The sequence below is a fragment of the Bacillus sp. 05T31 genome, from assembly GCF_056396725.1.
On record NZ_JBFTMA010001463.1, the window covers coordinates 1 to 388 of the forward strand.

The 388-nt window shown below is 34.3% G+C and carries 1 protein-coding gene; it reads left to right on the top strand.

The features are described from left to right. A partial coding sequence (locus AC1DJR_RS33845) for a transposase (protein ID WP_477004656.1) occupies nt 1-388 on the top strand: 388 nt, incomplete at both ends.

Consider the following 388-nt stretch of genomic DNA (forward strand, 5'->3'; position numbering starts at 1 on the left):
CTCTTCAACCGCACGATGTATGTATACGGGATTTAGGATACTTCGATTTAAAAGATTTACATACTATAGATGAGTGTGGTGCTTATTTTATTTCACGATTAAAGCTCAATACTCGTATATATCAGAAGAATAGTGAGCCTGAATACTTTCAAAATGGAACATTAAAAAAGCACTCTGAGTACATCCAACTAGATATGGAGAAATTTATTGACCAATTACAGTCTGGTGAAACATACGAGATTCCTGAGATTTATATTGGAATGTATCAAAAACTTCCTGCAAGACTTATTCTGTATAAATTAACTGACACGCAAATAACACGTAGACAACAAGATTTAGCATCTAAAGAGCACAAGAAGCAAATTACCTACAAGGAACGCAGTAAGCG